Source organism: Amycolatopsis sp. NPDC049688, assembly GCF_040674975.1.
Taxonomy (GTDB): Bacteria; Actinomycetota; Actinomycetes; order Mycobacteriales; family Pseudonocardiaceae; genus Amycolatopsis.
Map to the genome: position 1 here is coordinate 261779 of NZ_JBFANY010000007.1, position 24491 is coordinate 286269.

Sequence of the window (24491 nt, forward strand, 5' to 3'; positions counted from 1 at the left end):
GCGTACCGGACGGTACGTACTTAAGCACGGGCGGGGACGAGGCCCAGCCGGGCGATCACCTCGCGCGTCGCCTTCGACCGGTTGAACGTGTAGAAGTGCAGGTTGGGCACGCCCTCGGCGATCAGCTTCTCGCACAGCTCGGTGATCACGTCGATGCCCGCCGCGCGGAACGCCTTCGGGTCGTCGGCCAGCGGTTCGAGCCGGTCCAGCAGCTTCCGCGGCGCCGGGGCGCCGGAGAGCTTGATCGTCGTCTGCAGCGTCCGCATGGTCGTCAGCGGCATCACGCCGGGCAGCACCGGGACGTCGCAGCCGGTCGCGGCCACGCGGTCGCGCAGCCGGAGGAAGTCCTCGGCGTCGTGGAACAGCTGGGCGATCGCGAAGTCCGCGCCCGCGCGCAGCTTGCGGACCAGGTACTTCGTGTCGGTCTCGAGGTCCGCCGAGCGGGGGTGGCCGTAGGTCGACGCCGACACGCCGACGCAGAAGTCGCCCAGCGACCGGACCAGCTGCACCAGCTCCTCGGCGTAGGTCAGGCCCTCCGGGTGCGGGATCCACTCGCCGTAGACGTCGCCCGGCGGGTCGCCGCGCAGCGCGAGGATGTTGCGGACGCCGACCGAGGCGTACCAGCCGATCACGTTGCGCAGCTCGGCGACCGAGTGGTTGACCGCGGTCAGGTGGGCCATCGGCACCAGCGTCGTCTCGGTCGCGACGCGGGCGATACTGCGGATCGTGCCGTCGCGGCTGGAGCCGCCGGCGCCGTAGGTGATCGACATGTAGGCCGGGTCGTACGGCTCGAGCTCCCGGATCGCCTTCCACAGGACGGCCTCGTCCGCCGCGTCCCGGGGCGGGAAGAACTCGATGGAGAACTTCGGCCCGTCTCCGCGCAACCGCTCGATCACCGACGTCATACCTCGAATGTTAAGGGTCCCGGCTCTAGACTCGATACAGGAGTGAACGATGAGGGTTGACGACGCGAGCTGGGACGAAGACGTGCGCCTGGCCGTCTACCACGCCTTCGCCGACCACGGCCGGGCGCCGTCGGCGCCGGAGCTGGCCGACGCCGCGGGCGGGTCGCTGGCCGTCGCGAAGCAGGCGCTGCACCGCCTCGCCGACGCCCACCACCTGGTGCTCGACGAGTGCGAGCACGTCGTCCTGGCCCACCCGTTCGCCGCGAAGTCGCTCGGCTTCTCCGTGATGGGCGCGCACACGCTGTGGTGGGGCGGCTGCGCGTGGGACTCGTTCGCCATCCCCCACCTGGTCGACGCGGAGCCGGAAGTGCTCGTGGCGACCCGCTGCCCCGGCTGCGGGCAGCCGCACGCGCTGGTCGTGGAGCGGGCGAAACCGCCCGAGGGCGCGCAGGTCGCGCACTTCCTCGTGCCCGCCGCACGGATGTGGGACGACGTGCTGCACACGTGCGCGAACCAGCGCCTCTTCTGCTGTGAGTCCTGTGTGGACGCCTGGCTGGCGGAAACCGGGCAGGCCAAGGGGTCCGTGCTGGACCTGGTCACGCTCTGGCGGCTCGCCCGCGGCTGGTACGCGGGCCGGCTGGAGCGCGGCTACCGGCGGCGCGAACCGGACGACGCCGTCGCCTACTTCGCCGAGGCGGGCCTGACCGGGCCGTTCTGGGCTCCCCCGGGCGGGGCCTGAGCCGGAGTCTGATTCGCCACATCCGGGTGCCCCGGCCGCCCGCGCCCTCGCGGGTTCGGCGAGGATGGCGGGATGAACGCGCCCGCCGCCGACACCGACCTGCCCGTCCACGTCGAGCGCGCGCTGACCGGGTTCCTCGATCGGGCGGGGACCGAAATCCTCGGCACCGAGCCGACCGTGGCCGCCGGGATCGACGCGCTGCGCGGGTTCGTCCTGGGCGGGGGCAAGCGTTTGCGCCCCACGTTCGCCTGGTGGGGCTGGCGCGGCGCGGGCGGCGACCCGGCGGGCCCGGACGCCGAGGGCGTGCTGCAGGCGGTGTCCAGCCTCGAACTGATCCAGGCCTGCGCGCTGATCCACGACGACCTGATCGACTCTTCCGACTCCCGCCGCGGCAACCCGACGGTGCACATCGCCGGCGCGAAGCTGCACGCCGACCAGGGCTGGCTCGGCTCCCCGACGACGTTCGGCCTGGCCACCGCGGTGCTGGTCGGCGACCTCGCGCTGGCCTGGGCGGACGACATGTTCGCCGACGCGCCGCTGCCCGCCGCGACCCTGGCCGCGGCACGCCCGGCCTGGCGCGCGATGCGCACCGAGGTGCTCGCCGGGCAGTACCTCGACGTCCGCACGCAGGCCACCGGCGACGCCTCGGTCGAGGCCGCGCTCAAGATCGACCGGCTCAAGACCGCCGCCTACACCGTGCAACGGCCGCTGCACCTGGGCGCCGCGCTCGGCGGCGCCTCTCCGGAACTGATCGCCACGCTGCTGGAGTTCGGCGGCGAGGTCGGCGTCGCGTTCCAGCTGCGCGATGACCTGCTCGGCGTCTTCGGCGACCCGTCGGTCACCGGCAAGCCCGCCGGCGACGACCTGCGCGAGGGCAAGCGAACCCTGCTCGTCGCGCTCGGCCTGCAGCTCGCGGCGGAAAAGGGCGAGCAGGCGGCGGCCACGGTGATCGCCGACGCGATCGGCGACGCGGACCTGTCCGACGAAGGCGTCGAGACCGTCCGGATGGCGTTGCAGCAGGTCGGCGCGGTCGACGCGGTCGAGCGCCGGATCGACGAGCTGACGACGGCCGCGATGGCCGCGCTGGACCGCGCGCACCTGGCCGAGCCCGCACCCGCGGCGCTGACCGGGCTGGTCGTCAAGGCCACCCAGCGGACGTACTGACGTGCGCACGCTGGCCGGGCCGGCTGACCACGTCGTCGTCATCGGCGCGGGACTGGCCGGGCTTTCGGCGACGCTGCACCTGCTCGGCGCCGGACGGCAGGTCACGCTGCTGGAGCAGGCCGACACCCCGGGCGGCCGCGCCGGGCAGCAGAGCTTCGACGGCAACGCCGTGGACACCGGCGCGAGCGTGCTCACCATGCCGGAACTGCTCGAGGAGGCGTTCGCCGCGGTCGGCGAGCCCCTGGCCAAGAACCTGCGCCTGACCCGGCTCGACCCGGCGTACCGGGCGCGGTTCGCCGACGGCAGCTCCCTGCCGCTGCACACCGACGGCGACGCCATGGAAGCCGAGATCCGCGCCTTCGCGGGCGGCCGCGAGGCGGCGGGCTACCGGGCGCTGCGGCGCTGGCTGTCCGAGCTGTACGCCGTGCAGAAGGACCGCTTCCTGGCGGCGAACTTCGACTCGCCGCTCGACCTGGCCCGCCCCGAGCTGGCGAAACTCGCCGCGTTGGGTGGCTTCGGGCGGCTCGGCCCGCGCGTCGGCCGTTACCTGCTCGACGAGCGCGTCCGGCGGCTGTTCACCTTCCAGGCGCTCTACGCGGGCCTCGACCCGGCCCGCGCGATCGGCGCGTACGGCGTCATCGCGTACATGGACACCGTCGGCGGCGTCTACTACCCCGAAGGCGGGATGGGCGAGATCGGCCGGGCGATGACCGGCGCGGCGGCCCGGGCGGGCGCCGACGTCCGGTTCGGCACCGAAGCCGCCTGGCTCGAACGGGTGAACTCGCGGGTCCGCGCGGTCCGGACGCGCTCGGGCGAACGGATCGCCTGCGACGCCGTCGTGCTGGCCACCGAGCTGGGCACGGCCTACCGCCTCCTCGGCGCGCGGCCCCGCCGTCCGCTGCCGCTGCGCTACTCGCCGTCCGCCGTGGTGCTGCACGGGCGGACGAGCGAAAAGTGGGACCTCGGCCACCACACGATCTTCTTCGGCGGTGCCTGGGAGCGGACGTTCGCCGAGATCATCCGCGAGGGGAAGCTGATGAGCGACCCGTCGCTGCTGGTCACCCGGCCGACGGCGACCGACCCGGGGCTGGCCGGGCGCGGCGGCGAGATCGTCTCGGTGCTCGCCCCCGCCCCGAACCTGCGGCGCGGGCCGATCGACTGGGACCGGATCCGCGGGCCGTACCGCGAGGAGCTGCTCCGGACGCTCGAAGCCCGCGGGCTGACCGGCTTCGGCGGCGAGTTCACCGTCGACGAGACGATCACGCCTGCGGACTGGGCGGCGCGCGGGCTCGCGGCCGGGACACCGTTCTCGCTGGCGCACACGTTCACCCAGACCGGTCCGTTCCGGCCGGCGAACCTGGTCCGCGCGGCGGGCAACGTCGTGCTGGCCGGCTGCGGCACCACCCCCGGCGTCGGCATCCCGCCGGTGCTGATCTCCGGACGGCTGGCCGCGGAACGCATCACCGGCCGGTGAAGCGAGAGCGTCGCGCCGGACTTCGACGTCTGGGCGCGCGAGACGCTCCGCGGCGGTCGTAGGCTGCGATCATGACCGAACGACGCATCCGGATCGGCCTGCAGCTCCAGCCGCAGCACGCCGACTACGACAGCATCCGGCGCACCGCGTCGGCCGCCGAAGACCTCGGGGCCGACATCATCTTCAACTGGGACCACTTCTACCCGCTCTACGGCGACCCCGACGGCATGCACTTCGAGTGCTGGACGATGCTCGGCGCCTGGGCCGAGTCGACGTCCCGGGTGGAGATCGGCGCGCTGGTCACCTGCAACAGCTACCGCAACCCCGAGCTGCTGGCCGACATGGCCCGCACGGTCGACCACATCTCCGGCGGCCGGCTCATCCTCGGCATCGGCTCCGGCTGGTTCGAGAAGGACTACGACGAGTACGGCTACGAGTTCGGCACCGCCGGCGGCCGCCTCGACGACCTGGCGGAGTCGCTCCCCCGGATCGAGTCGCGCCTGTCGAAGCTGAACCCGGCGCCGACCCGCAAGATCCCGGTCCTGATCGGCGGCGGCGGCGAGAAGAAGACGCTCAAGCTGGTGGCCAAGCACGGCGACATCTGGCACGGCTTCGGCGACCCGGAGGTCGTCGGCCGCAAGGTCAAGATCCTCGACCAGCACTGCGCGGACGTCGGCCGCGACCCGGCCGAGATCGAGCGCTCGTGCGGCGTCCAGGGCGAGCCGGACGAACTGGGCCCGAAGCTGCTGGAGCTGGGCGTCACGACGTTCACGGTCGGCGTGGGCGGCCCGGACTACGACCTCGACCCCCTCAAGTCCTGGATCGCCTGGCGCGACAAGACCCAGGGCTGACGTCACCGGCGCGCCCGGTGCGCGGCGACGCGTTCGCGTGTCGCGCACCGGGACGAGCAGTACCGCCGCGGGCTTCCCCCGCCCGTGTGCGCGAAGGGCTTCCCGCACGCCGGTGCCGCGCACAGCCCGCCCGGCGGCCCCTGGCGCTCCGCCAGCAGCGACGCCAGCCCGAGCGCCGAGGACGTCACCAGCCACGCGCCCCACGGCCCGTCGTCGGCCGCGTCGACGTGCAGGTGCCAGCCGTAGCCGTCCTCGTGGTCGGTCAGGCGTGGCGGGCGCGCGTACTTCGCGAACAACGCGTTGAGCACCGAAGCCGCTTCAGGCGCCTCAGGCGCGGCGAAGACTTCACGCAGCTCCAGAGCCGCCGCGCGCAGTTCACGGACCTCTTCCGGAGACAGCGAGACCTCCGGTTCGCCGTGCTCGCGCAGGACCTGCGCCACCGCGGCCGGTTCGGGAGCCGGATCCAGCAGCACGGCCAGCAGGTCGACCGCTCGCTGCACGGAATCCCGGTGCGGGAAAGCCATACCGCATTGTAACGTCTTGCCCGTGATAAGACGTTACCTCCTCGGCGCCACGCTCGCCCGGACCGGTGACGAGCTGTCCGGCCCCGCGCTGCTGCTGCTCGGGATGACCTCGGGGCCGCACGCCGGCGCTGCGCTGCTTGCCGGGCTGACCGCGGCCGCCGCCGCGGGTGGCCCCCTGTTCGGCGCCCTGCTGGACCGGAGTGCCACCCCGGGACGGCTGCTCGCCGTCGCCCTGGGCGGCTACGCGGGCGGGATTGCGCTGGTCAGCGCCCTTTTCGGGAGGTTGCCGCTCGAGGCCGTCGTCGCGGTCGCGGTCGTGACCGGCCTGCTCAACCCCGCCATCGCCGGCGGCTGGACCGCGCAGCTGCCCGGCGTCGCCGGGCCCGCGTTACCGCAGGCCAGCCGCTTCGACGCGATGACGTTCACCGCCGCCGCGCTCGCCGGGCCCGGCCTGGCCGGACTGCTCGGCGGGGCGACCGGGATGGTGGTCGCCGTCGCACTGGTCGCCGTGGCGATCCCGGTGGCGTGGTCCCTGCCGAAACGAAAACCCCGCAAGAGCCGTCTCCGGGACGGCTTCCGGGTCCTGGTCCGCAACGGGCCGCTGCGACGGGCGACGGTCGCTTCGACGATCTCCTGCACGGGGATCGGCATGGTCACGGTGTGTTACCCGTTGCTGGGCGCGAGCCACCTGCGCGGCCCAGCGGACGGCGCGCTGCTGTTGACCCTCTTGGCCGTGGCGTCGCTGCTGGCCAACGCCGTCCTCGCGAGGAAGCCGCTGCCGTGGGCGCCCGACCGGACCGTCTGGCTGAGTTCGCTCCTGCTGGCCGCGAGCTGCCTGCCGGCCGCGAGCGGGCACGGCGTCGGCGTCCTCGCGGCGGCCGTGCTGGCCGGGTTCGCCGAAGGTCCGCAGCTCACGGCGTTGTTCGCGATCCGCCACCGCGAGGCGCCGGAGCACGTCCGCGCGCAGGTGTTCACGACGGCGGCGAGCGTGAAGATCACCGGGCTGGCCGCCGGCGCGGCACTGGCCGGACCGCTGGCCGCGTGGTCGCTCCCGGCGTGCCTGATCGCCGCGGCGGCCGTTCAGCTCGCCGCCGCACTCAGCTGTCTGCGCAGGTCAGAACGCCATGGCCTGCGCGCGCCGCTTGACCTCGGTGCCGTGGCTGGTCCGCAGGGCGTTGATGGGCGTGCTCCCGGGCAGCGTGTCGTCCGCGGTGAACAGCCAGCGCAGCATCTCGGTCCGGGAGAAGCCGGAGTCGGCGAGCACGGTGATCGTGCCGGTCAGGCCCTTGACGACGCCGTCCTTCACGAAGAAGTCGCTGGGCACGCACAGGTCGCCACCGCGCCTGACCGCGATCAGCTGCCCGTCGCGCAGCATCTGCCGGACCTTGTTGGCCGAGGTCCCGAGGACGGCCGCCACCTCCGCCAACGGAAGGACCGCGATGGCGGTGTCGAGGATGTCTTCGGCGACAGGAATCCCACTCACAGGTGACACTGTGCCACATTCCGTCCCCGCACCCGCTAGTGCGCACGGGTGACCCGCGAGGTCTCCTCCACGAGGCGTGTGCGATTCCGTACGATCCATACTCGTGACACGCACCCAACCCAGCCTGGTCGGCACGCTCCTGGAGCGGCGCTACCGGGTTGACCGGCTGCTCGCCCACGGCGGAATGTCTTCCGTCTACCGGGGGACGGACACCCGGCTGGACCGTCCGGTCGCGATCAAGATCATGGACCCGCGGTTCGCGGACGACCGGTCGTTCGTGGACCGGTTCGTGCGAGAAGCGCAGTCCGCGGCGCAGCTGCACCACCCGCACGTCGTGGCGGTGCACGACCAGGGCTTCGACCTGCCGCAGGGCGCGGAGTCCGGGCTGGCGTTCCTGGTGATGGAGCTGGTCGACGGCGGCACCCTGCGTGACCTGCTGGACGACCGCGGCCGCCTGGACGTCGCGCTGGCGCTGAGCGTGGCCGAACCCGTGCTGTCGGCGCTGGCCGCCGCGCACCGGTCCGGGCTGGTGCACCGGGACGTGAAGCCGGAGAACGTGCTGATCGGCCGGGTGGGGCAGCAGACCGGCGGGGCGGTGAAGGTCGCGGACTTCGGCCTGGTGCGGGCCGTGGCGAGCGCGGGCACGACGTCCTCGAGCGTCATCCTCGGCACGGTCGCCTACCTCTCCCCCGAGCAGGTCGCCACCGGCGCGGCGTCTTCGCGCGGCGACGTCTACTCGGCCGGGATCCTGCTGTACGAAATGCTGACCGGCCAGGTGCCCTACACCGGCGACACGGCGATCTCGGTGGCGTACCGGCACGTGAACGACGACGTGCCGCGGCCGAGCGAGCTGCGCCCGGACCTGCCGCCGGAGCTCGACGACCTGGTCGTGCGCGCGACGCGGCGCGACCCGCAGCTGCGCCCGGCCGACGCCGGGGAGTTCCTCACCGAGCTGACCGCGGTGCGCGCCCGGCTGGGGCTGCTGCCGGTGACCGTGCCGATCCCGGTGTCCCACGGCCAGGGCGACCTCGCCGACACCGAGCGCACGCTGCCGCGGATCCCGCAGGTGCCGGACACCCAGAAGACCATGCCGGTGCACCGCCCGAACGCGACGCGGGCGCTGAGCCAGGTCGCGCCCCCGGTGCTCACCCCACCGCCGCCGCGGCGCCGGAGCCGGCCCGAGCCGGAGAAGAAACCGGCGGGCAACCGGAAGCTGCTCCTCGGGATCGCCGCCGCGGTGCTGCTGCTCGGCGGGCTGATCGGGGCGTTCGCGTTCATCCTCACCGACACCGGCGGGGACAAGACCGCGCGGGTGCCGCACCTGGTCGGGCTGAACCAGGCCGCGGCGGGCGACGCGCTGCGCGCGGTGAAGCTGAACCCGCAGTTCAGCCAGGAGTACGACAACACGGTCCCGCCGAACACGGTGCTGCGCGCCGACCCCGCGGAGGGCACGACGCTGTCGCCGAACGCGAACGTGTCGGTGGTGCTGTCGAAGGGCCGCCCGGCGGTGCCGGACATCCGCCCCGGCACCGCGCTGGCCGACGCCGAGCAGGCGATCAAGGCGGCCCAGCTGACCCCGGTCCGCGGGACCGACGACTTCGACGCCGACGTCCCGCAGGGTGCGGTCATCCGCACGTCGCCGTCGGCGGGCAGCCAGCTGACCATCGGCGGCCAGGTCACGATCATCGTGTCGAAGGGCCCGATCCCGCTGCCGCCGGTCCCGGACGTCACCGGCCGGTCCAAGGACGAGGCGTTCGGCCTGCTGCAGCAGGCCGGGTTCGAGCCGTTCCAGGCGGGCGAGGAGTTCCGGCAGGACGTCCCGGGCGGCGCGGTCACCCGCACCGACCCGCCGGCGAACGCGCAGCCGAAGGCCAAGCGGATCGGCGTGTTCGTCAACAACGCCGTCCAGGTGCCGGACGTCCGGTTCCGGTCGTTCGACGACGCCCAGAAGCTCCTGGAGCAGGCGGGCCTGAAGGCCGACCGCGACGGCGGCCGCGGCCGCGGTGGCGGCGGTGGGTTCGACTTCGTCTTCCAGCAGGACCCGCAGCCGGGCACGTTCGTGCAGAAGGGCAGCAAGGTCAAGCTGAAGGGCTTCGGGGGATGATCGGCAGCCGAGGCCGCGTGACCGGCACGATCGGCCCCGGCCTCATCGGCGAGGTACTGCTCAACGTCCGGGGCGGCACGGAGGCGTTCTACGCGTACCCGGCCGACCCGGAGGAGACGTTCACGTCCGGGACGCAGGTGCTGGTGGTCGACTTCGAGCCGCCGCGGACGGTTTACGTCGAACGGTGGCAACCCCTGACGCGCTGACGGCGTCGAAGAGGCACCAACACACCCACAACAGAAAAGCGAGGGGGTCGGTGCCATGAGTCTCGTCGAAATCCTGCTGGTCTCGGCCGGTGGCGTCATCGCCGTCTTGATCGTCGTCTTCGGGATCCTGCGGCTGCTGTACAAGGTCGCCGAACCGAACGAAGCACTGATCATCTCCGGGCTCGGCGTCCGCGTCGACCGGGCGGAGACCGCGGACAGCCTGGGCTTCAAGATCATCACCGGCCGCGGGGTGAACGTCATCCCCGGGTTCCAGACCGCGCGGCGGCTGTCACTGGACACCCGCGGCGTCAACCTGCAGGTTTCCTGCGTCACCAAGCAGGGGCTGCCGGTCACCGTGCGGGCCGTCGTCATCTACAAGGTCGGGGACGACTACGCCTCGATCGCCAACGCCGCCCGCCGGTTCCTGGACCAGCAGAAGGGCATGAACGACACGATCCACGAGCTCTTCAGCGGCCACCTGCGCTCGATCGTCGGCGGGCTGACCATCGAAGAGATGATCCACAACCGGGACGCGCTCACCGGCGAGGTCCGGCAGTCCTCGGCCACCGAGATGATCAAGCTGGGGCTGATCGTCGACTCGCTGCAGATCCAGGAGATCGACGACGAGTCCGGGTACATCCTGAACCTCGGCAAGCCGCACGCCGCCGCGATCGCCGCGTCCGCCCGCATCGCCGAGGCGCAGCGGGACCAGGAGGCCGCCGAGGTCGAGCAGGTTTCCGCCGCGAAGAAAGCCGCCGCCGTCCGCGAGAGCCAGATCCAGCAGGCCGGTTACCAGGCCGAGGTGGACCAGGCGCGGGCGAAGGCGTCGCAGTCCGGGCCGCTGGCCGAGGCGACCGCGCGCCAGGAAGTCGTCGTCCAGGAGACACGCGCGGCCGAGCTCGAGGCGGCGCTGGCCGAGCAGCGGCTGCAGTCGCAGGTCCGCAAGCCGGCCGACGCGAAGGCCTACGACACGCGGACCACGGCCGACGCCGCCCGTGACGCCTCGATCGCCAAGGCCCAGGCCGAGGCGCGGGAGACCGAGCTGCGGGCCGCGGCGGACGCGACCCGCGTGAAGACGGCCGCCGAGGCCGAGGCGCAGGCCACGAAGGCCCGAGCCGAGGCGATGGCGGGGGCGACCCGGGCGACCGGTGAGGCCGAGGCCGCCGCGGCCAAGGCCCGCGGCCTGGCGGAGGCGGAAGCCGCGAAGGCGCGCGGTCTCGCCGAAGCCGAGTCGGCCCGGGCGAAGGGTCTCGCCGAGGCGGACGCGATCAAGGCGCGCGCGGCGGCGCTGGCGGAGAACCAGGAAGCCGTCGTCGCGCAGCAGCTGGCCGAGCGCTGGCCGGAGATCGTCGAGGCGGGCGCGAGCGCGTTCGGCAACGTCGACCACATGGTCGTGCTCAACGGCGCCGACGGCATGTCCGACATGTTCGCCAAGGCGCTGTCGCTCGGCGGGACCGGCCTCGGCCTGGCCCGGCAGCTGATGGACGCCATGGGCAAGCCGGCCGAGAAGGAGCTCGACGAGGCCGCCCGGCGCAACGGCGAGCTGAAGCTCAGCGACTGATCGCTCACGCTACGTGTAGGGCCTCTGTGTCCCGGATCACGGGTCACGGGGGCCGTACCCCCGTTCGGGGGCGGAAATTCCCGCTCTCTTGTCCTACCGTGGGCGCATGGTGCCGGACCGTGCGTCGCGGGCCGTCCGATGAGCTTCTTCACCGGCGGTCCCCGTGAGCGTCCCCTGTTCCCCGTTCCGGAGCAGGAGCTTTACGCCTTCAACGGGCGGCACTGGACCGATCCCCCGCGCGAGTACATCGTCCCGGCGGTGCTGCCGTGGGCGCAGCCGCTGGGCCGCTCCGAGCGCACGGTGGTCGCGCTGCGGGCCATCGAGGTGTGGCCGCAGGCGCTGACACTGCGCGTCACGGTGTACTCCCGGGACAGCCTGGTCGACGACCCCGCCGAGGGACTGATCGACCACCGGCGCAAACCCGACTACAACGGGCTGCTCATCGGCGTGCTCTTCGCCGACGGCAGCCGGGCGAGCTCCGAGACGATCTCGGTGCCGTCCGCGTCCGAACCGGAGGCCCCGGTGCTGCGCGCCCAGCCGGTGGGCGGCACGCGGTTCGCCGTCGACCACGAGATCTTCCTGTGGCCGCTGCCGCCCGCCGGCCCGCTGAAGGTGGTCGTGCAGTGGACGGACCGGGACATCCCGGAAAGCCGGACGACCCTCGACGGCGGCGCGATCCGGGCCGCGGCGAAGGACGCCGCGGAAATCTGGCCGGGGCTGGGCAAGCGGCAGGCGAACGGCCTGCCGGTGCGCCGCGTCGGCAAGCAGGTCGCGCTCACCCCCGATTGGGGCACGCCGGTGGCACGGGCGGAAGAACCCGAGCATGCTCCCGGAGAATGAGTCCTTCTTGATCTGTGAGCCGGGGCACCACGGCCCGGGGTGTCTCGAATGGCGGAACAGGGCCGCTCGTTAGCGTGGTGGAAACACTTCGACCACCCGGCCGTCATGTCGGGCTGGTGCAGTGAGTTCCTTCCCTTCCGACGCACGTGGCCGTGCGCCCCCCGCGAACCCGGAAAGGTCGCCCATGGCAGGCTCGCCGCTCAGCGCACTCGACGTCGCTTTCCTTTGCCTGGAAAGCGAAACCTCCCCGATGCACATGGGGGCGGTGGTCACCTTCGCCGCCCGCGGTCCGGTTGACCCGGCCGCGCTGACGGCACTGCTCGCGCAGCGGGCCGCACGGTTGCCGAAGCTGCGCCAGCGGGCGCGCGCGGAACTGTTCCCGCCGGGCTCGGCCCGCTGGGCCGAAGACCCGCAGTTCGCCGCGGCCGCGCACATCGACCACGTGGAACTCAGCTCGCTGTACGACCCGGACCCCCTGCCCGCGTACGCGTCGCAGTGGATCGCGGAGCCGCTCGACACCTCACGGCCGTTGTGGCAGCTGACCCTGGTCACCGGGCTGCCGGACGGGAAGTTCGCGCTGCTGCTGAAACTGCACCACGCGCTGACCGACGGCGCCGGCGCGTACGCGGTCGCGGCCGGGCTGCTCGACGGCGTCGAGCAGCCGGAGCGGACCACCGCGCCGGCCCGCCCGATTCCCGCCCCGCGCTCCACTTTGGACACGGTGAAGGACGCGCTGGGCACGGTGTGGGGCCAGGCGAACGAAGCCGCCGGGATCGCGTCGTCGGTGGTGCGGGCCGCGCGGCCGCCGCTGTCGCCGGTGTCGGCCCCGCTGTCCGCCCAGCGGCGCCTCGGGTTCGTGCGGCTGCCGCTGACCGAGCTGCGCCGGGTGCGCCGCGCGCACGGCGGCACGACCAACGACGTCGTGCTGGCGGTGCTCTCGGGCGCCCTGCGCGAGTGGCTGGTGAACCGCGGACAGCGCGCCGACGGCCGCACGCTGCGCGCACTGATCCCGGTGAGCGTGCGCCGGCGTGCGGCGGACCAGCTCGGCGGCAACAAGCTTTCGGGGTACCTGTGCGACCTGCCGGTCGGCGAGGACGACCCGATCGAGCGGCTGCGCGTGGTCCGCCGGGCGATGACCCGCAACAAGGCGGCGGGCCCGAGCCGGGGCGCCGGGGCGCTGCCGCTGCTGGCCGGCCGCGTCCCGCCGCTGCTGCACCGCCTGGGCACGCGCACCGCGGGCCTGGCCGCTCCCATGCTGTTCGACCTGGTGATCACGACGGTGCCGCTGCCGCCGGCCCGGCTGTCCCTGGACGGCGCCCGGCTGACGGAGATCTACCCGTTCGTGCCGCTGGCCCCGCGCCACGCGGTCGGCATCGCGGTCGCGACCTACCGCGACTCCGTCCACATCGGCCTGCAGGTCAACGGCGAGGCGGTGCCGGACGTCGGCTCGCTGCGGGACGCGGTGCTGAAGTCCGCGGCCCGCCTGCTCGACGCCTCCTGACGGCCGGGCTCAGCCGCGCAGCATCTCCGCGACCAGGAACGCCAGCTCCAGCGACTGCTGCGTGTTCAGCCGCGGGTCGCAGGCCGTCTCGTAGCGGCCGGACAGGTCGACGTCCGAGATCTCCTGGGCGCCGCCCAGGCACTCGGTGACGTCCTCGCCGGTCAGCTCGACGTGGATGCCGCCGGGGTAGGTGCCCAGCTTGTTGTGCACCTCGAAGAAGCCCTGGACCTCGTCGACGATCCGGTCGAAGTGGCGGGTCTTGTAGCCGGTGGACGACTCGTGGGTGTTGCCGTGCATCGGGTCGCACTGCCAGATGACCTTGTGCCCGGACGCCTCGACCTTCTCCACGATCGCCGGCAGCACTTCGCGGACCTTGCCGTTGCCCATCCGCGCGATGAGCGTCAGCCGGCCCGGTTCGTTGCGCGGGTCGAGCCGCTCGACGTACTCCAGCGCCTGCTCCGGCGTGGTCGTCGGGCCGATCTTCAACCCGATCGGGTTGGCCAGCAGCTCGGCGAACGCGATGTGCGCGCCGTCCAGCTGGCGGGTCCGCTCGCCGATCCAGAGGAAGTGCGACGAGAGGTTGTACAGCTTCGGGTTGGCCGCGTCGGCGTTGTCGAGGCGCAGCATCGAACGCTCGTAGTCGAGCAGCAGCGCTTCGTGGCTGGCGAAGATCTCGGTCGACTGCAGCGACGTGTCGGTGACGCCGCAGGCCGACATGAACCGCAGGCCGCGGTCGATTTCGTTGGCCAGCGACTCGAAGCGCTGCGCCGCCGGGGACGCCGACACGAAGTCCTTGTTCCAGTCGTGCACCTGGTGCAGGTCGGCCATGCCGGCGGCGGTGAGGGCGCGGACCAGGTTCATCGCGGCGCCCGCGTTCGCGTAGGCGCGGATCATCCGGCCCGGGTCCGGCACGCGCAGCTCGGGCTTGGCGACCAGGGAGTTGATGATGTCGCCGCGGTAGACCGGCAGGCCCAGCGCGTCGGTCGCGGCCGAGCGCGGCTTGGCGTACTGGCCGGCGATGCGGCCGACCTTGACCACCGGCAGGCTGGCGCCGTAGGTGAGCACGACGGCCATCTGCAGCAGCGTGCGCAGGTTGGCCCGGATGTGCGGCTCGGTGTTGGACTCGAACGTCTCCGCGCAGTCGCCGCCCTGCAGCAGGAACGCCTCGCCGCGGGCGACCATGGCCAGCCGGCCCTTCAGCCGGTCGATTTCGGCCGGGACGGTGATCGGCGGCACGCTCTCGAGCACGCCGCGGACCCGCCGGGTCGCCTCGGGGTCGGGCCACTCCGGCTGCTGCGCGGCCGGGAGGGCCAGCGCCTTGTCGAGCCGCTCGCGCAGTTCGGGCGGCAGCGGCGGCAGCTCGGGCAGTGTGTCGACGGGGACGTCCACAGTCCAGTTCACGCAGACCAGGATAAGGTTTGCGCCGTGCTGCGCTTCGCCCGGTTGGCCACCGAGGTCCTGGCCCCCTGGGTGTGGGTCCTCACGCTGCCCCTCGCCGTCGCCTGGGCCGCCACCGGCCACCGGCCGCTCCCCGCGCTGGGCTGGGGACTGCTGATCTCCGTCACCGGTTCGCTGATCCCGATGGCGGTGATCGTCCGCGGCGCGAAACGCGGCAAGTGGGACGGCCACCACGTGACGAACCGGGCCGGGCGCCGGGTCCCGCTGCTGGTCGCCGGGGTGTCGCTGGGCCTCGGCTTCGCCGGGCTGCTCGCCGGGGGCGCGCCCGCCGAACTGGTCGCGCTCGCGGCGTCGATGCTGGCGAGCCTGGTGGTCGCGGTGGCGATCACCTTCGGCGCGAAGTTCAAGATCTCCCTGCACGCCGCCGTCGCTTCGGCCGCCGTCGTGGTGCTGACGCTGACGTACGGCCCGTGGGCCCTGCTGCTGGCCCTGCCGGTCGCCTGGGTGGCGTGGTCGCGCGTCGCGCTGCGGGACCACACCACCCCGGAGGTGCTGGCCGGCCTGCTGATGGGGGTCGTCGTCGGCGGGGGCGGCTACTGGGCGCTGCTCGCCGCGTTGACCTGACCCCACCCGCCCGAGCAGGGCCGCACCGAGGCGACCCGCAGGAAGACGTCGGCGCCCGAGAACGCCGGGATCCGCACCACGGCCCCGGCGTACTTCGGCTGGGTGTACAGGCACCAGTCGTCCTGGCTGCCGTTGCTTTCGCGGTACACGGTGAACGGCGGGTCGATCGACGGTATCGGGCCCGCCGTGCACCTCGCGGTCCCGTCGGTCCCGTAGAGCCAGAGGCTTTCCGGAATGCAGAACGGGCCCGAGCGCGGCTGCTGCGCGGACGCCAGCGGCGCCGTCAGCAGGACCGCGGCCAACGCGGACACGGCGAAGAACACCATTCTTTTCATGATTCTTTCCCCTCGTTTCCCCAGGAGGGGGAATCGACCCCCTCACCGGCCAGATTGGCAGGAACGGTCGGCCGCGGGGAAGACCCCGTCACGCAGATAGCCCAGTACTGCTTCGTTTCCGCAAGCGTTTTCCCGCGTGAAGACGCCGTGCCCGCCGGCGTCGACGGTGACCAGCCGCGCGCGGGCCCCGAACGCCGCCCGCGTCTCGCGCGCGCCCGACAGCGGGGTCGCCGGGTCGCGCAGGTTCTGCACCAGCAGGACGTTCGCCGGGCCCGGGCCGCCGATGCGCACGGGTGGCTCGGCCCGTCCGGCCGGCCAGAACGCGCAGGGGTTCACGTTCGCCGCGGCCGGGCCGAACATCGGGTGCCGCCGCCGCTGTTCCGCCACCGCCCGCTGGTAGAAGCCGAGGTCACGGGGCCAATCGGAGTCGTTGCAGATCACTTGGAGCTGCAGTGCGGCGTGGTTGTCGCCGTCGAGCGGGCCGGCCGCGGCGCGCGCGGTGCCCGCCCATTCCCGGGCCAGCACCGGGAACGACGCGTCGTCGTAGAGCCCGTTCCAGGTGTCCGCGCGGAATGCCGGGCCGCGGACGGCGGCGAGCTCGGAGAACTTCGCCGTCACCTCCGCCGGGGTGCGGCCCAGGTGGTAGACGTCGTCGCGGCCGGCCGCCCACGCCGCGAAATCCGGGAACCGGTCGTCGAACCCTTCGGCGAACCGCTGGGTGCCGACGACGTCGAGACCGCGCGGCCCGGACACGCTGTCGAGCACGATCCGGTCGGTGCGGCCGGGGAACATCGAGGCGTAGGCGGCGCCGAGATAGCTGCCGTAGGAAAGGCCGTAGTAGGAGATCTTCCGCTCCCCCAGCGCCTCCCGGATCCGGTCGAGGTCGCGGGCGGTGTTCGCGGTCGTCATGTGCGGCAGCAGGTCCTTTGTGGACGCCCGGCCGCACTTCTCGGCCACAGCGCGCGCTTTCACCGCGGTGGCGACGACGTCTCGCGGGCCGTCCGCGTACGGTCCGAGGACCGCGCTGCGCTCCTCCGAAGTCGTCAGGTCGCACGTGACCGGTGTGCTGTAGCCGGTGCCGCGGGGGTCGAACCCGATGACGTCGTAGGCGTCCGGCAGGCCGGAGCCGCCCACGCGCTGCACCAGCTGGGCGGGCATGGCGAGCCCGGGACTGCCCGGTCCGCCGGGGTTCATCAGCAGCACGCCCCTCTTCTTGCCGGCGGGGGCGGCGTGCCGGGAGAGCGTGAGCTCGATGGTGCGGTCCGGGTGCGCGTAGTCGAGCGGCACGCGCAGGGTGGCGCATTCGAGCCCGGCCGTCGGGGACGGCGACCTGCCGTAGTCGGGGCAGGTCGCCGTCCAGTGCAGTGGTGGTGCCGCGTCGGCCGGCGGTGCGGCGAGCAGGGGCAGGAACGCCAGGGCGATCAGGGTTTTCCGCATGCCCCGAGCTTGCTGTGGCCGCTTCGCGCGCGCGTCGGCCCAGGGACGGGAACCGCGGCTCCGCCCCTGGGCTGACGCCGGGTCACGCGGCTTGCGCGCGGTTGTACAGGTTCTGCGCGTCCGCGCCGAAGTACGGCCCGAACATGTAGCCGGGCAGGAAGTTGTAGCCGAAGCTGTTCACCGAAGCCTGCACGCCGGTGCCGGTGCCCTCGTTGAAGGAGAGGAACCACGGGCCGCCGCTGGAACCGCCGGTCATGTTGCAGCTCATGCCGTGGTCCTGGGTGAGCAGGAAGTCGGTGAAGGTGGAGCCGCTGCAGTAGATCAGCTTGGTACCGTCGTAGGGCGCCGCGGCCGGGTAGCCGAAGGTGTACATGTTCTGGTTCTTCGGCTGGTTGAAGGCGATGCCCTGCGCGCCGACGACGTCGGTGAGCCGCTGCGAGTTCAGCGGGTTGACGACGGCCATGCCGACGTCGTAGTTGATGTCCTCACTGGCTTCCCACTGCGGCGTGGTGAGGGTGGTCTTCGCGGCCCACTGGCCGTAGGGGGCGTTGCCGTTGTCGTAGCCGGGGACGAAGACCCACTGGGTGTGCCAGCTGCCCTGGTACTTCACGCAGTGCCCGGCGGTGACGACGACGCTGCCGTTGGTGCTGGTGACGGCGTCCCCGGAGCAGGACGCTTTCTGGCCGTTGAAGAGGAAGAAGACGCGCCCGGCGGTCTGGGTGACCTTGCCACCGCCGGTCCAGGGGCCCCCGCCGTTCGGGATGCTCCGGATGATCGTGCTCTGCCCTTTGGCGACGTCTCTCGGCGTTGCTGGCGGAGCTTTGACGAGGGAGTCCATGGGGACGGCCGCCCGCATGGCATCGGGCGTCCAGAAGGGTTTCGCTGCAGCCTGGGCGGGCGTGCCGACCAGGGCGAGCACGAGGGAGAGGATGGCGGTGACCACCGCGGCTTTCGTGTGCTTCAAGACGCCCCACCTTCCGGAGAAGTGAATCGTCGCAAAGGCGACACAACCACTCGAAAGTAGTTGTCCGTGTACACAGAGCACAGCCGCCGTCCGGCGTAACGCTTCCCGAACGCGCGGAGGCCCCCTCACCAGCGGCGAGGGGGCCTCCGAGACGAACGGATCAGACGACCGCGAGCGGCAACGCCGTCGGGTGCACCGGAGCCGGCAGGTCCGAAGCCCCCGTCAGGTACGTGTCCACCGCGTTGGCCACCGACCGACCCTCCGCGATCGCCCACACCACCAGCGACGCCCCTCGGTGCGCATCCCCGCAGACGAATACCCCGGGGGTCTCTGTCTGCCAGTCCGCGCCGCACGACAACGTTCCGCGGCGGGTCAACGAGAGACCCAAGCCGGAAAGGAGCGGCATCTCCTCCACGCCCTCGAAGCCGATCGCCAGCAACACCAGGTCCGCCGGCAACGTCTCCACCTCGTCGTTCACCGGGATGACTTCGCGGCGGCCGGTTGCCGGGTCCTTCTGGACGCGGACCTGCTGCAGCTCCACCGCCGTCACGCGGCCCTCGGCGGAACCGACGAACCGCTTGACCGCCACCGCGAACTTCCGCTCGCCCGCCTCCTCGTGGGCCGGGTACGTGCGCAGGATGTACGGCCACGTCGGCCACGGTGAGCGCGCGTCGTCCCGGGCGGACGGCGGCATCGGGTACTGGTCCAGCTGCGTCACCGACAGCGCGCCCTGGCGGGTTGCCGTTCCGTAGGAGTCCGCGCCGGTGTCGCCGCCGCCGATGATCACCACGTGCTTGCCGTGGGCGTCGATCGACGGGGGGCCGTCGCCCTCCACGAACTTGTTGGCCGGGACCAGGTGCTCCATCGCCAGGTGGATGCCCGCCAGCTCGCGGCCCGGTGTCGTCGTGTCGTCGCGGCCGCGCAGGGCGCCGACCGCCAGCACCACCGCGTCGTACTGTGCGCGCAGGTCCTCCACCGACAGGTCGACGCCGACCTCGCAGCCCGTCACGAACCGGGTGCCCTCCTTGCGCAGCTGCGCCAGGCGCCGGTCGAGGACCTTCTTCTCCATCTTGAACTCGGGGATGCCGTAACGCAGCAGGCCGCCGAGGCGGTCGTCGCGCTCGAACACCGTGACCTCGTGGCCCGCGCGGGTCAGCTGCTGGGCGGCCGCGAGCCCGGCCGGGCCGGAGCCGACGACCGCCACCCGGCGGCCACTGGACACTTCGGACACCTGCGGCTGGACGTAGCCCGCTTCCCAGGACTGGTCCGCGATCGTCTGCTCGACGCGCTTGATCGCCACCGGCCCGCCCGACAGCGGCGAGATCGACAGCACACAGCCCGCCTCGCACGGCGCCGGGCACAGCTTCCCGGTGAACTCGGGGAAGTTGTTGGTCGCGTGCAGCCGGTCGCTCGCCGCGGCCCAGTCGCCGCGGCGGACCAGGTCGTTCCACTCCGGGATCAGGTTGCCCAGCGGGCAGCCCGAGCCGCCGGAGTGGCAGAACGGGATGCCGCAGTCCATGCACCGCGACGCCTGCTTGCGCACCTTTTCGTTGCGCTCGTTCGGGTCGACGTCCGCGTAGACCTCACCCCACGAGGAAAGCCTTTCCTCGTACGGCTTCTTCGCGGGCTCTTCGCGTTCGAACTTCAGGAAACCGGTCGGGTCAGCCACGAGCGGCCTCCATGATCGCCTCGTCGACATCGCGGCCGGCGGCGCGCGCCGCCTTCGCCGCGTCCAGGACCCGCTGGTAGTCACGCGGCATCACCTTGGTGAACGCCACCGACCGGCGCGGCCAGTCGCCGAGCAGCGAGGCCGCCACCGCGGAGCGGGTGAGATCGTAGTGCTGTTGCACGGTTTTCTTGAGCCACGCCAGGTCGTCGGCGGTCGGGCGCAGCAGGTCCACCATGTCGTGGTTGACCTTCTTCGCGTCGACGTCGAGGACGAAGGCGATGCCGCCGGACATGCCGGCCGCCAGGTTGCGCCCGGTCGGGCCGAGCACCACCGCGCGGCCGCCGGTCATGTACTCGAAGGCGTGGTCGCCGACGCCCTCGGCGACGACCGTGGCGCCGGAGTTGCGGACGCAGAAGCGTTCGCCGACCTGGCCGCGCAGGAAGATCTCGCCGCCGGTGGCGCCGTAGGCGATCGTGTTGCCCGCGATCGTCTGCGCCTCGGCGGCGAAGGACGCCTCCGGGTCGGGGCGGACGACGATCCGGCCGCCGGACAGGCCCTTGCCGACGTAGTCGTTCGCGTCACCGACCATGTCGAGGGTGATGCCACGCGGCAGGAACGCGCCGAGCGACTGGCCCGCCGAGCCGGTGAGCTTGACGTTGATCGTGTCCTCGGGCAGGCCGTCGCCGCCGTAGCGGCGGGTGATCTCCGAGCCGAGCAGCGTGCCGACGGTCCGGTTGACGTTGCGCACCGGCAGCTCGATGTTCACGTGGTGCGCGTCTTCCAGGGCCGCCTCGGCGAGCTGGATCAGCGTGCGGTCCAGGGCGTGCTCGAGGCCGTGGTCCTGACCGCGGGTGCGCCGCTTCGCGCCGCCGTACGGGGTCTCGGTGGGCATCTCGAAGATCGGCGCCAGGTCCAGACCGGACGCCTTCCAGTGGTCGACGGCCTCGTCGGTGTTCAGCAGCTCGGCGTGGCCGATGGCCTCGTCGAGCGTGCGGAAGCCCAGCGCCGCCAGGGTTTCCCGGACTTCTTCGGCGACGAACCTGAAGAAGTTGACCACGTGCTCGACCTGGCCGGTGTAGCGCTTGCGCAGTTCGGGGCTCTGCGTGGCGACGCCGACCGGGCAGGTGTCGAGGTGGCAGACGCGCATCATGATGCAGCCCGCGACGACGAGCGGGGCCGTCGCGAAGCCGTACTCCTCGGCGCCGAGCAGCGCCGCGATGACGACGTCGCGCCCGGTCTTCATCGCGCCGTCCACCTGCACGGTGATCCGGTCGCGCAACCCGTTGAGCAGCAACGTCTGCTGGGTCTCGGCGAGGCCGATCTCCCACGGCGTGCCCGCGTGCTTGAGCGAGTTCATCGGGGACGCGCCGGTGCCGCCGTCGTGGCCCGAGATGAGCACGACGTCGGCGTGCGCCTTGGACACCCCGGCCGCGACCGTGCCGACGCCCAGCGAGGACACCAGCTTCACGTGGATGCGGGCGTGCTCGTTGGCGTTCTTGAGGTCGTGGATCAGCTGGGCCAGGTCCTCGATGGAGTAGATGTCGTGGTGCGGCGGCGGCGAAATGAGGCCGACGCCCGGCGTCGAGTGCCGGGTGCGCGCGATCCACGGGTACACCTTGTTCGGCGGCAGCTGGCCGCCCTCGCCGGGCTTCGCGCCCTGAGCCATCTTGATCTGGATGTCGTCGGCGTTGACGAGGTATTCGCTCGTGACACCGAAGCGGCCCGACGCGACCTGCTTGATCGCGCTGCGGCGCTCGGGGTCGTAGAGCCGCTCGGGGTCCTCGCCGCCCTCGCCGGTGTTGGACCGGCCCCCGATGCGGTTCATGGCGATGGCCAGAGTTTCGTGCGCCTCGGCCGAAATCGAGCCGTACGACATCGCGCCGGTGTTGAAGCGCTTGAAGATCGCCTCGGCGGGCTCGACCTCGTCCAGCGGCACCGGCTCGCGGACGCCGTCCTTGAACGAGAACAGCCCGCGCAGCGTGCCGCCCTCGCGGTAGAGGCGGTGCACCTCGTCGGTGTACTTGCGGTAGACCTCGTCGCGGCCGGTCTTGGACGCGTGCTGCAGCAGGAACACCGTCTCCGGCGTGAACAGGTGCAGCTCGCCTTCGCGGCGGTACGCGTACTCGCCGCCCGTCTCGAGTCCACGGTGGACACGGTCGGTCGGGTTGTCCGGGTACGCGCGGCGGTGGCGGGTCGCCACCTCTTCGGCGAGGACCTCCAAGCCGACGCCGCCGAGCTTCGACGACGTCCCGGTGAAGTACTCGTCGAGCAGGTCCTGGCTCAGGCCGAGGGATTCGAAGACCTGGGCGGCGGTGTAGGCGCCGACCGTCGAGATGCCCATCTTGGACATGATCTTCAGAACGCCCTTGACCAGCGCGTACACGTAGTTCCGGATCGCCTTGACCGGCTCGATGCCGGTGACCGCGCCCTGCCCGATCATGTCTTCGATGGTTTCGAAGGCCAGGTACGGGTTGACCGCGGCGGCACCGTAGCCGAGCAGCAGCGCGATGTGGTGCACCTCGCGCGCGTCGCCGGACTCGACGACCAGCGCGACGCGCAGGCGTTCCTTGGTGCGGACCAGGTGGTGGTGCACCGCCGACACGAGCAGCAGCGACGGGATCGGCGCCATCCGGTGGTCGGAGTCGCGGTCGGACAGCACCAGCGTGCGCGCGCCGGCCGCGATCGCCTCGGACGCCTCGCGCCGGACGCGTTCGATGGCCGACGCGAGCGCTTCCGCACCACCGTCCACTTCGTACAGTCCGGAAAGGACGCTGCAGGCGAAGCCGGGGAGGTCGCCGTCGTCGTTGATGTGGATGAGCTTGGCGAGCTCGTCGTTGTCGATGACGGGGTACGGCAGCTTCAGGTGCCGGCAGGACGCCGGGCCGGGGGCCAGCAGGTTGCGCTCCGGGCCCATGATCCGCGCCATGCAGGTGACGAGCTCCTCGCGGATCGCGTCCAGCGGCGGATTGGTCACCTGGGCGAAGTTCTGCTTGAAGTAGTCGTAGAGCAGCCGGGACCGCTTCGACAGCACCGCGGGCGGGGTGTCCGACCCCATCGAGCCGATCGGCTCGGCACCCTTCTCGGCCATCGGCGCGAGCAGGATCTTGAGCTCTTCTTCGGTGTAGCCGAAGGAAAGCTGACGGCGCAGCACGGAGTCGTGGCTCTGCACCACGTGGTCGCGGTCGGGCAGCTCGGCGATCTTGAGCAGGCCCGCGTGCAGCCACGAGTCGTAGGGCAGCTCGGCGGCGAGCGCGGACTTGACCTCTTCGTCGTCCACGATCCGGCCGGCCTCGGTGTCGACCAGGAACATCTTGCCGGGCTTGAGACGCCCCTTGGCCACGACGTCCTTCGGGGCGACGTCCAGGACGCCGGCCTCGCTGGCCAGCACGACGCGGTCGTCGGCCGTGCGCCACCAGCGCGCCGGGCGCAGGCCGTTGCGATCCAGGACCGCACCGACCAGGCTGCCGTCGGTGAAGGTGACGCACGCCGGGCCGTCCCACGGCTCCATCAGGCTCGCGTGGAACTGGTAGAACGCGCGGCGCTCGGGCTTCATGGTGGCGTGGTTCTCCCACGCCTCCGGGATCATCATCAGCACCGCGTGCGGCAGCGACCGGCCGCCCAGGTGCAGCAGCTCGAGGACCTCGTCGAAGGACGCCGAGTCCGACGCGTCCGGAGAGCAGATCGGGAACAGCCGGCTCAGGTCGCCGGGGATGACGTCGGATTCCAGCAGCGCCTCGCGGGCCCGCATGCGGTTGCGGTTGCCGCGGATGGTGTTGATTTCCCCGTTGTGGGCGACGAACCGGAACGGGTGGGCCAGCGGCCACGACGGGAAGGTGTTGGTGGAAAAGCGCGAGTGGACCAGCGCGATGGCGCTTTCCAGGCGCTCGTCGCGCAGGTCGCCGAAGAACGCGGGCAGCTGCTCCGGCGTCACCATGCCCTTGTAGACCAGCGTCCGGGAGGACAGGGACGGGAAGTACGTGCCGCAGCCGGCGGTCACGCTTTCGTGCTCGACGCGTTTGCGCAGGCAGAACGCGAGCCGGTCCAGGTCCACGCCGGATTTTCCGTCGGCGGTGACGAAGAGCATGGCGAAGTGCGGCATGACCGAGCGGGCGGTCGGCCCGATGTCGGCCCGGTCGGCGTCGACCGGGACCTCACGCCAGCCGAGGACCTCCAGGCCCTCTTCGACGGCGATGCGTTCGGCCAGGCCGACGGCCTTGCGGCGTTCTTCGGCGTCCTGCGGCAGGAAGGCGATGCCGGCGGCGTAGGTGTGGTGGCCGTTCTCGTCGGGTTCGGGCAGCGCGAAGCCGGCTTCGGCGCGCAGCAGCGTGTCCGGCAGCTGCAGCAGGATGCCGGCGCCGTCGCCGCTGGTGGGTTCGGCGCCGGCGGCGCCGCGGTGGTCGAGGTTGGTCAGCGCGGCCAGGCCGTCGGTGACGATGCCGTGGGAGCGGCGCCCGCGGATGTCGGCCACCATGGCCACACCGCAGGAGTCCTGTTCGGTCTCCGGATCGTAGAGACCCTGCTTGCCGGGAATGGCGGAGAAGATCATGAAGGGACCTCCTTCGTCGTCTTGTCGTGCGGGGCCGGGCTACCGGCCGGGGAGCGCACGGGACGACGATGGCCCGCTTGTTAGCGCGACTTTAACACCTGGGAAACACGGCAGCAGCATTCCAGAGCGCCCCGGACGACGTCGGACGGTAACGATCTGGCTGCGC

The 24491-nt window shown here is 72.2% G+C and carries 21 protein-coding genes; 10 read left to right on the forward strand and 11 right to left on the reverse strand.

Features of this window, described 5'->3' with window-relative positions:
- Nucleotides 1–20: 20 nt before the first annotated feature.
- Nucleotides 21–905, reverse strand: coding sequence for a methylenetetrahydrofolate reductase (locus tag AB0J55_RS24500; RefSeq protein WP_364252615.1), 885 nt, complete (start codon nt 903–905; stop codon nt 21–23).
- 49 nt (nt 906–954) lie between these two features.
- Here AB0J55_RS24500 and merB point away from each other — a divergent pair, with 49 nt between their 5' ends.
- From merB to AB0J55_RS24520, 4 genes are all read left to right on the forward strand, one after another.
- Nucleotides 955–1644 carry an organomercurial lyase gene (merB, locus tag AB0J55_RS24505; RefSeq protein ID WP_364252618.1) on the forward strand — a complete coding sequence of 230 codons (690 nt, stop codon included), beginning with the start codon at nt 955–957 and terminating at the stop codon, nt 1642–1644.
- Between the two features lie 72 nt (nt 1645–1716).
- Nucleotides 1717–2808 (forward strand): polyprenyl synthetase family protein, encoded by a 1092-nt coding sequence (locus tag AB0J55_RS24510; RefSeq protein ID WP_364252621.1) that lies wholly within the window; start codon nt 1717–1719, stop codon nt 2806–2808.
- Between the two features lies 1 nt (nt 2809).
- Nucleotides 2810–4282, forward strand: a complete 1473-nt coding sequence (gene crtI, locus AB0J55_RS24515) for a phytoene desaturase family protein (RefSeq protein WP_364252624.1) — start codon at nt 2810–2812, stop codon at nt 4280–4282.
- Nucleotides 4283–4353: 71 nt separating this feature from the next.
- Nucleotides 4354–5133, forward strand: a complete 780-nt coding sequence (locus AB0J55_RS24520; protein WP_364252627.1) for an LLM class F420-dependent oxidoreductase — start codon at nt 4354–4356, stop codon at nt 5131–5133.
- Between the two features lie 2 nt (nt 5134–5135).
- On the opposite strand, the gene AB0J55_RS24525 is transcribed toward AB0J55_RS24520, so the two are convergent.
- From AB0J55_RS24525 to AB0J55_RS24540, 4 genes are all read right to left on the reverse strand, one after another.
- Nucleotides 5136–5657 carry a CGNR zinc finger domain-containing protein gene (locus AB0J55_RS24525; protein WP_364252630.1) on the reverse strand — a complete coding sequence of 174 codons (522 nt, stop codon included), beginning with the start codon at nt 5655–5657 and terminating at the stop codon, nt 5136–5138.
- A gap of 240 nt (nt 5658–5897) precedes the next feature.
- Nucleotides 5898–6308: a hypothetical protein gene (locus AB0J55_RS24530; protein WP_364252633.1), complete on the reverse strand. Its 411-nt coding sequence runs from the start codon at nt 6306–6308 to the stop codon at nt 5898–5900.
- A 12-nt stretch (nt 6309–6320) separates the two neighbouring features.
- Nucleotides 6321–6656, reverse strand: a complete 336-nt coding sequence (locus AB0J55_RS24535) for a hypothetical protein (RefSeq protein WP_364252636.1) — start codon at nt 6654–6656, stop codon at nt 6321–6323.
- A 115-nt stretch (nt 6657–6771) separates the two neighbouring features.
- Nucleotides 6772–7140, reverse strand: coding sequence for an Rv2175c family DNA-binding protein (locus tag AB0J55_RS24540; RefSeq protein WP_364252639.1), 369 nt, complete (start codon nt 7138–7140; stop codon nt 6772–6774).
- A 103-nt stretch (nt 7141–7243) separates the two neighbouring features.
- Here AB0J55_RS24540 and pknB point away from each other — a divergent pair, with 103 nt between their 5' ends.
- The 5 genes from pknB to AB0J55_RS24565 all read left to right on the forward strand — a co-directional run bounded on the left by pknB (nt 7244) and on the right by AB0J55_RS24565 (nt 13352).
- On the forward strand, nt 7244–9244 hold the full coding sequence (gene pknB, locus AB0J55_RS24545; RefSeq protein WP_364252642.1) for a Stk1 family PASTA domain-containing Ser/Thr kinase: 2001 nt from the start codon (nt 7244–7246) through the stop codon (nt 9242–9244).
- On the forward strand, nt 9241–9450 hold the full coding sequence (locus AB0J55_RS24550; protein ID WP_176175841.1) for a hypothetical protein: 210 nt from the start codon (nt 9241–9243) through the stop codon (nt 9448–9450). Before pknB ends, AB0J55_RS24550 begins: the two co-directional genes overlap by 4 nt.
- A 55-nt stretch (nt 9451–9505) precedes the next feature.
- Nucleotides 9506–11011 (forward strand): SPFH domain-containing protein, encoded by a 1506-nt coding sequence (locus AB0J55_RS24555; RefSeq protein ID WP_364252645.1) that lies wholly within the window; start codon nt 9506–9508, stop codon nt 11009–11011.
- 138 nt (nt 11012–11149) lie between these two features.
- The gene (locus tag AB0J55_RS24560) at nt 11150–11851 is read left to right on the forward strand and encodes a hypothetical protein (RefSeq protein ID WP_364252648.1); all 702 of its coding nucleotides are present in this window, start codon (nt 11150–11152) and stop codon (nt 11849–11851) included.
- Between the two features lie 184 nt (nt 11852–12035).
- A complete protein-coding gene (locus AB0J55_RS24565; RefSeq protein ID WP_364252651.1) occupies nt 12036–13352 on the forward strand; it encodes a wax ester/triacylglycerol synthase family O-acyltransferase in 1317 nt (438 codons plus the stop codon).
- Between the two features lie 9 nt (nt 13353–13361).
- Here the strand turns inward: AB0J55_RS24565 and AB0J55_RS24570 are convergent, their stop codons facing one another.
- Entirely contained in the window at nt 13362–14753 is a 1392-nt protein-coding gene (locus tag AB0J55_RS24570) for a class II 3-deoxy-7-phosphoheptulonate synthase (RefSeq protein ID WP_364252654.1), read from the reverse strand.
- Nucleotides 14754–14777: 24 nt separating this feature from the next.
- Here AB0J55_RS24570 and AB0J55_RS24575 point away from each other — a divergent pair, with 24 nt between their 5' ends.
- Entirely contained in the window at nt 14778–15374 is a 597-nt protein-coding gene (locus AB0J55_RS24575; protein ID WP_364252657.1) for a hypothetical protein, read from the forward strand.
- Here AB0J55_RS24575 and AB0J55_RS24580 read toward each other — a convergent pair.
- From AB0J55_RS24580 to gltB, 5 genes are all read right to left on the reverse strand, one after another.
- On the reverse strand, nt 15344–15709 hold the full coding sequence (locus AB0J55_RS24580) for a hypothetical protein (protein ID WP_364252660.1): 366 nt from the start codon (nt 15707–15709) through the stop codon (nt 15344–15346). The genes AB0J55_RS24575 and AB0J55_RS24580 overlap by 31 nt on opposite strands.
- A 42-nt stretch (nt 15710–15751) precedes the next feature.
- Complete coding sequence (locus tag AB0J55_RS24585; protein ID WP_364252663.1) at nt 15752–17146, reverse strand: alpha/beta hydrolase; 1395 nt, start codon at nt 17144–17146, stop codon at nt 15752–15754.
- A gap of 82 nt (nt 17147–17228) precedes the next feature.
- Complete coding sequence (locus AB0J55_RS24590) at nt 17229–18110, reverse strand: peptidase (protein WP_364252666.1); 882 nt, start codon at nt 18108–18110, stop codon at nt 17229–17231.
- A gap of 160 nt (nt 18111–18270) precedes the next feature.
- Nucleotides 18271–19779, reverse strand: a complete 1509-nt coding sequence (locus AB0J55_RS24595; RefSeq protein ID WP_364252669.1) for a glutamate synthase subunit beta — start codon at nt 19777–19779, stop codon at nt 18271–18273.
- The gene (gene gltB / locus AB0J55_RS24600) at nt 19772–24325 is read right to left on the reverse strand and encodes a glutamate synthase large subunit (protein WP_364252672.1); all 4554 of its coding nucleotides are present in this window, start codon (nt 24323–24325) and stop codon (nt 19772–19774) included. The genes AB0J55_RS24595 and gltB overlap by 8 nt, the downstream gene beginning before the upstream one ends.
- Nucleotides 24326–24491: the final 166 nt, after the last annotated feature.

Excerpts from the sequence above, each read along its gene's own strand:
- AB0J55_RS24500 (WP_364252615.1), bottom strand. The coding sequence starts at position 905 with ATGACGTCGGTGATCGAGCGGTTGCGCGGAGACGGGCCGAAGTTCTCC.
- merB (WP_364252618.1), top strand. The coding sequence starts at position 955 with ATGAGGGTTGACGACGCGAGCTGGGACGAAGACGTGCGCCTGGCCGTC.
- AB0J55_RS24510 (WP_364252621.1), top strand. The coding sequence starts at position 1,717 with ATGAACGCGCCCGCCGCCGACACCGACCTGCCCGTCCACGTCGAGCGC.
- AB0J55_RS24520 (WP_364252627.1), top strand. The coding sequence starts at position 4,354 with ATGACCGAACGACGCATCCGGATCGGCCTGCAGCTCCAGCCGCAGCAC.
- AB0J55_RS24525 (WP_364252630.1), bottom strand. The coding sequence starts at position 5,657 with ATGGCTTTCCCGCACCGGGATTCCGTGCAGCGAGCGGTCGACCTGCTG.
- AB0J55_RS24530 (WP_364252633.1), bottom strand. The coding sequence starts at position 6,308 with ATGCCGATCCCCGTGCAGGAGATCGTCGAAGCGACCGTCGCCCGTCGC.
- AB0J55_RS24550 (WP_176175841.1), top strand. The coding sequence starts at position 9,241 with ATGATCGGCAGCCGAGGCCGCGTGACCGGCACGATCGGCCCCGGCCTC.
- AB0J55_RS24555 (WP_364252645.1), top strand. The coding sequence starts at position 9,506 with ATGAGTCTCGTCGAAATCCTGCTGGTCTCGGCCGGTGGCGTCATCGCC.
- AB0J55_RS24560 (WP_364252648.1), top strand. The coding sequence starts at position 11,150 with ATGAGCTTCTTCACCGGCGGTCCCCGTGAGCGTCCCCTGTTCCCCGTT.
- AB0J55_RS24565 (WP_364252651.1), top strand. The coding sequence starts at position 12,036 with ATGGCAGGCTCGCCGCTCAGCGCACTCGACGTCGCTTTCCTTTGCCTG.
- AB0J55_RS24580 (WP_364252660.1), bottom strand. The coding sequence starts at position 15,709 with ATGAAAAGAATGGTGTTCTTCGCCGTGTCCGCGTTGGCCGCGGTCCTG.
- AB0J55_RS24585 (WP_364252663.1), bottom strand. The coding sequence starts at position 17,146 with ATGCGGAAAACCCTGATCGCCCTGGCGTTCCTGCCCCTGCTCGCCGCA.
- gltB (WP_364252672.1), bottom strand. The coding sequence starts at position 24,325 with ATGATCTTCTCCGCCATTCCCGGCAAGCAGGGTCTCTACGATCCGGAG.